General features: G+C 59.2%; 6 protein-coding genes. 2 read left to right on the top strand and 4 right to left on the bottom strand.

Translation table 11 applies throughout. From position 1 onward, the window contains the following. Positions 1 to 153: 153 nt before the first annotated feature. Positions 154 to 1,170: an ABC transporter substrate-binding protein gene (locus tag NUV89_RS27165; protein WP_257783740.1), complete on the bottom strand. Its 1,017-nt coding sequence runs from the start codon at positions 1,168 to 1,170 to the stop codon at positions 154 to 156. A 132-nt stretch (positions 1,171 to 1,302) separates the two neighbouring features. Then, positions 1,303 to 1,752: a hypothetical protein gene (locus NUV89_RS27160; RefSeq protein ID WP_017735803.1), complete on the bottom strand. Its 450-nt coding sequence runs from the start codon at positions 1,750 to 1,752 to the stop codon at positions 1,303 to 1,305. A gap of 418 nt (positions 1,753 to 2,170) precedes the next feature. Between NUV89_RS27160 and NUV89_RS27155 the strand changes: the two genes are divergently transcribed. Both NUV89_RS27155 and NUV89_RS27150 read left to right on the top strand, forming a co-directional pair. Next, positions 2,171 to 2,446: a hypothetical protein gene (locus NUV89_RS27155; RefSeq protein ID WP_257783739.1), complete on the top strand. Its 276-nt coding sequence runs from the start codon at positions 2,171 to 2,173 to the stop codon at positions 2,444 to 2,446. A 110-nt stretch (positions 2,447 to 2,556) separates the two neighbouring features. Beyond that, positions 2,557 to 2,787: a hypothetical protein gene (locus NUV89_RS27150; protein WP_257783738.1), complete on the top strand. Its 231-nt coding sequence runs from the start codon at positions 2,557 to 2,559 to the stop codon at positions 2,785 to 2,787. Positions 2,788 to 2,798: 11 nt separating this feature from the next. Here NUV89_RS27150 and NUV89_RS27145 read toward each other — a convergent pair whose 3' ends face one another. Together NUV89_RS27145 and NUV89_RS27140 are read right to left on the bottom strand one after the other, a co-directional pair. Beyond that, the gene (locus NUV89_RS27145) at positions 2,799 to 4,019 is read right to left on the bottom strand and encodes a methyl-accepting chemotaxis protein (protein WP_374684554.1); all 1,221 of its coding nucleotides are present in this window, start codon (positions 4,017 to 4,019) and stop codon (positions 2,799 to 2,801) included. A gap of 543 nt (positions 4,020 to 4,562) precedes the next feature. After that, on the bottom strand, positions 4,563 to 4,967 hold the full coding sequence (locus NUV89_RS27140) for a TraR/DksA C4-type zinc finger protein (protein ID WP_010564800.1): 405 nt from the start codon (positions 4,965 to 4,967) through the stop codon (positions 4,563 to 4,565). Between the last annotated feature and the right edge of the window lie 366 nt (positions 4,968 to 5,333).

The following is a 5,333-nucleotide window of genomic DNA, read 5'->3' as shown; positions in this document are numbered from 1 at the left end:
TTTGCTTACTTTTGCGCTCTTCAAAAGTGAGCCGCCGTAAGGGCGGAACCAATAGCCGCCTTTACCCAAATAACGGATATGTACACCGACAGACCGCCATCGCAGGCAAGCCAGCTCCCACATTTCGATCTGCACACGGCTGGGACATCGAGGTTACTTGAGGCTGGCCTCAACCTTGCGCGCAACATCCTCCGGCAACCACGCCTTCCACACCTCAGGATGTTCCTTGAGAAACACCTGCGCCACTTCCCGTGGCGCCGTGTGGTTCTCGCTCATCGTCGCCAACGCCTTGTTCAGCGGCCCAATGGGAAACTCAACCTTGGTGAAAAACGCAGCAATCTGCGGATGTTCCTGCTGAAACGGCGTCGACACGCCAATGCTCAACTTGGACGCCAACGACCGCGTCGGCCTAGGGTTGGGGTTATCGGCATCCGTCAGGGTCTTCCAGGCGTCGGCATCAAAGGCCGGCTCCTCCAGCTGGATCAGTTTGTAGCGCCCCATCAAGGGCGTCGGCGACCAGTAATAGAACAGCACCGGCTTGCCCCGGCGGATCGACGAAGCAATCTCGGCATCCAGCGCCGCCCCCGAGCCACTGCGGAAATTCACGTAGCTGTCACTCAGGCCATAGGCCTTGAGCTTTTGTGCGTTGACCACCTCGGACGTCCAGCCGATCGGGCTGTTGAGAAAGCGCCCCTTGCCAGGCGACTCCGGGTCCTTGAACACGTCCTTGTAGCGCGCCAGGTCCTGCACGCGCTTGAGGTCCGGCGCCAGTGGCTTGAGGCCCTTGGCCGGGTCGCCCTTGACCACGTACTCCGGCACCCACCAGCCTTCGGTCGCGCCCTTGACCGTATCCCCCAGGCCCACCACTTTGCCTTCGGCCTCGGCCTTGACCCACACCGGGCTGCGGCCGGCCCACTCTTCGCCGATCACCTGGATATCGTTCTTGGCCAGGGCCGTTTCCAGGGTGATGGTGGTGCCCGGCAAGGTGTCGGTGGGCAAGTCGTAGCCCTTTTCGACGATAACCCGCAGCACTTCGGTTATCAGGCTGCCACTTTCCCAGTTCAGGTCGGCGAAGTGAATCGGCGCCCGGGCAGCCGATACCGGCAATGAAACCATCGACAGGCTCAGTGTCGTAAGCGACACGGCCAACAGCGCTCTAATTGCTTTCATGCCTGCGTACCTCGCGTTTTCGCAGCAACAGCGGACGGCTTTGCTGCCAATGCGCGAAGCCTCTGAATAGTTAAGTCAACTCAACTGTAGTAGAGGTTCCGGGAGATACGGATTACACGTGGTGTTTACAACTCACTCACTGGCCTTGAAGGTCACGAGTTCACCCTTGCGCCACTTGGCGGCCTTGCCAGTCACGGCCTTGAGGGTCTTGGTCAAGCCTTCCTGCAATTGCTCATTGGCGGCAAACACCAGCATCACGCTGTGGCCTTCCTTGAACACAATGCCCTGGCCTTCAGTGCTGGAAACAAAGGCGTAGTCACCCAGGCCATACACCGTCAACTTGATATCGCGAAACTTCAATTCAAACTTGCCACCCTCGCGACTGGGCAACACCGCCGCGCGAAAATGGTCACCCACCTTGAGTTCCAAACGCTGTTTGTCATCCACCACCAGCGCCGTCTCGGTATCGATCTCGGCGATGTAAATACCTTCCGGCGTCTGTTCAGTGACATAAACAAAACGGGATTGGAACAGCTTGACCAACTTTGCGCGCAAATCACCCAGCACGAATAACGCGTGCATATCCAGATTACTGACTGCCAAGGAAACGCCCCCACATTAAAAGAAGTGCTGGCCGCCAGAGCGGACAGCACAAAAATACGGCCGTTACGGCACGATCACACAACCTGTTCATTGAAAAAAACTGAAGAGACTCCCGATGCTGCGCCCCAAGACGAGTACAGACGTACGCGATGGACCTTATGCAAGGTCACCAGGCATCACAGCAAATCACAGGTTCGCCGACCCGGGGAATACGGGGCGACCCGCTTCAGAGAATAACCCTATTCAAAAGCGTGGTTTCCGACAGCCTACACAAAACGAATTACCGGCCATGGAACCAAATATCGGCCAGCAACGACAATACTAAAACAGCAGCACAGGTCAAAACCACCTGAAACGCTGCTGGCGTGTCACGAAGATCGAACGAAAGGAGCTGACCATGCAACCACGCCAACACAACACTGCGTCTGCCAGCACTCATTCATCACGGCATGACGAACGCCAATACTACTGCCTGCAAAGCCTCAGCGGGTACTCGAATTCGGTTCTTTACCAAGTTGTACCTGCCGGCAGGAACTTCTTTCATATTCGCGAAGTGACCAGCGGCCGGGTCATAGGCTTTCGCAGCGACCATATTCGGGCCTGCAAACTGGCCAAGGAACTGGAAGCCAGCCTGTATGGCCCCCATGGCGCAATCGTTTCGTCACCTGGGTGACTTTACTGCGCCGCCGCCCGCCAACAACTGCCATACTGGCCCGTCCATTGAAGTTTGCCCCCAGCGGGTCAGGTTTCATCAGTGCAGTTACCTTGAAGGGAAGGCTATACGTGACGGAATTTGATATTGGTGAATTTTTCATCCATGGCGACGCCAGGGAAGTGGACGGGGAGTTTCAAGCGGTCATCGTGATGCGCGCCAAGCCGCCGCTGAAGGCTGTCACCACGCACCAGGTGGAAAAGGACCGTTGGTTCAAGACCGCAGACGCCGCCGCCCTCGCGGGCAAAGAAGCCGCCAAGGCGCTCAAGACTGCCGTCGATTCAGGTGCACTGACCTCCTGAACCCCGCGCCCCTACACGCCTTCCGGCTTGTACCCCAGTCGCAACCCACCCCAGTGCCGGCCCTTGACCATGATCGGCACCGACAGGTCATGCATCAACTCGCCGGTATCGCGGGTGTAGGTCTGGAGCAATACCGCCTGTTGATGGCTGCCACAGCGAATCCCGGTGCGGTCCTCGAACTTGCGCTTGGTGCGGTTCTGCACCGCATCCACCTGGGCATCGCCCGTCAAGGCTTGGGAAAACGCCTTGTTGTGCGTCGGCACATAGCCTTGTGGTGTGCAGGCAATGGCGAATACCAAGCCCTCGTGACGCGGCAACAACGCCTCCTGAATCCCCGGTAGAACCTGGTCGGTATAACCGTCGAACCGTGTGTGGTACTTGCTCGGGCGGGTGTTCGGGATCGCCGTGTAGCTGCGGTCGAACAAATCATCCAGGCTGATGCGGTTTTGCAGCACATCGGCCTCGAACTGCTCAGCGATACGGCTCGCGCCTTCGCGGGCGAGGTCGTAGATGCGCTGGTGATAGTCATCCAGCCCGACCTCGGCCAAACGCTCACTGATGGTTTCGGCCTGCCCTTCCATCTGCACGGCAGCCTCGGCCAGTTGGCGGGTTTGCTGGTCACTCACGGCCAGGTCGCTGCGCATTTGCTCCACGGCATGGAACAGGCTGTCGAGTTGGGTGCGGTTGGTATCGGTGCCCTGGGCGATCTCATTGACCTGCCCTTCCACATCCGCGGCCAGGCTGGCGATGTTCGACAGTTGTTCGCCGGCGTGCTCCACCTGCTCGACACCGGTGTTGAGGTCGGCCGACAGCTGGCGAATCTGCTCCACCACCTGGGCCGTGCGCTGCTGGATATCCGCGACCATCACCCCGACTTCATCCGTCGCCGTGGCGGTCCGTCCGGCCAACCCGCGCACCTCATCGGCGACCACGGCAAACCCACGCCCGTGCTCACCGGCGCGCGCCGCTTCGATCGCCGCGTTCAAGGCCAACAGGTTGGTCTGGCTGGCGATGGACTGGATGACCAGGGTCACCCGCTGGATCTCCTCACTGCGTTGGCTCAAGGCTTCGATCAATTCACGGCTGGCATTGGCGCGCTGGCTGAGCTGATGCATGCGCGTGATGGACTGCGCCAGCACCTCACGCCCTTCGGTACTGCGCTGATGGGCCTGGCTGGCAGCGCCGAGCGCCTGGCGGCTGAGCTGGGACGTGACCTGCTCGGTGCCGATCATCACTTCGGCGCTGCTGACGATCTGCTTGGCCGCGCTCAACTGCGATTGCAGGCGCGCCGCCAGTTGCTTGACCGAGTAGGCCACGCCGGCAGCGGACAGCGCGTTATGGCTGGTGGTATGGGACAAATCACGCGTCAACTCGCCAATCGCGTCGGTGGCAGCGGACTGCGCGACAACGGGCGTAGGACTTTTCAGGCGGGGCAGCCAGGTCACCAGCAAAACCAGTGGCAGGCAGAGGTACAGCGGCAGGCCGGCAAACACCAGGCCCAACAGGATCAGCACCAGGGCGGTGCTCTGCAAGAGCGGCGTCAGCCAGCCGGGCAGCCCGCGCGCCACCGTTTGCGGTGGCACTGCTGCGCCCATCAGAGATCCGTCTCCAGCCATCGTCGTTACCCCACTGTTTGTCATTATTGTCGCTGCATTAAACGCCACTACCGGGCCATTATCCATGGGCCTTTAGTGGGGTAGCTTGCAGCAGATCAATAGACGGGGCGTAACGGGTATTGCCTGGGGGCCACGTGTGCGCCCCCCAGCTTCAGCGCATCAAGCTTGGCGCTGGTGCTTGTCGATCTGCTCGTGGCGCTCTTGCGCTTCGATGCAGTACTTGGTGGTCGGGCTAATCAGCAGGCGCTTGAGGCCGATAGGCTCGCCGCTGTCATCACACCAGCCAAAGGAATCTTCCTTGATGCGCTCAAGTGCACGCTCAAGTTGCGGCAGCATGCGCTGGTCGCGGTCGATGGCATTCACCAGCCAGGTGCGCTCTTCTTCGACGGAAGCGGCGTCAGCCGGGTCGGCCGGGGTGTCCAGGCTTTCAATGGCGATACGGTTCTGTTCAATGCGCTCGTGGTGTTCCACTTTCATGTCTTGCAGCAACTGCTCAAAAAAAGCGTGCTGTTCGGCATTCATGTAGTCATCCGCCGGCATGGCCAGCAACTTTTCCTTTGTCATTGATTTCTCTATAAAAAATACGTGCATTAAGGCGAATAAGGGAGCGTTCCGGCCGACCTCTGCAGGTCTCGGAAGGGCGCCATCCATTTCAAGCGCCACCCGGCACTCAATTTACGAGGGGCGGCAGTCTAAGGCCGACTTGAGGGCGCAGCAACTGAAAAGACAGGCAATTTTTCCGAGATAACCCTTAAAAGCACCAGGACGGGCTTGTCGGACGGTTATCGGAGTGCGTTTATAGCAAGAAATTCAGTGTTGTGGAGCTATATAGAAGACAAACGGTTAGCGCTGGCCAGCGATAGACCCTATGTGGGAGCGGGCTTGCTCGCGAATGCGGTCTTGCAGTCAATACATCCTGTCTCTTATACA

Source organism: Pseudomonas sp. 18.1.10, from assembly GCF_024655625.1.
Lineage (GTDB): Bacteria > Pseudomonadota > Gammaproteobacteria > Pseudomonadales > Pseudomonadaceae > Aquipseudomonas.
This window is presented reverse-complemented; position numbering and strand designations above follow the sequence as displayed.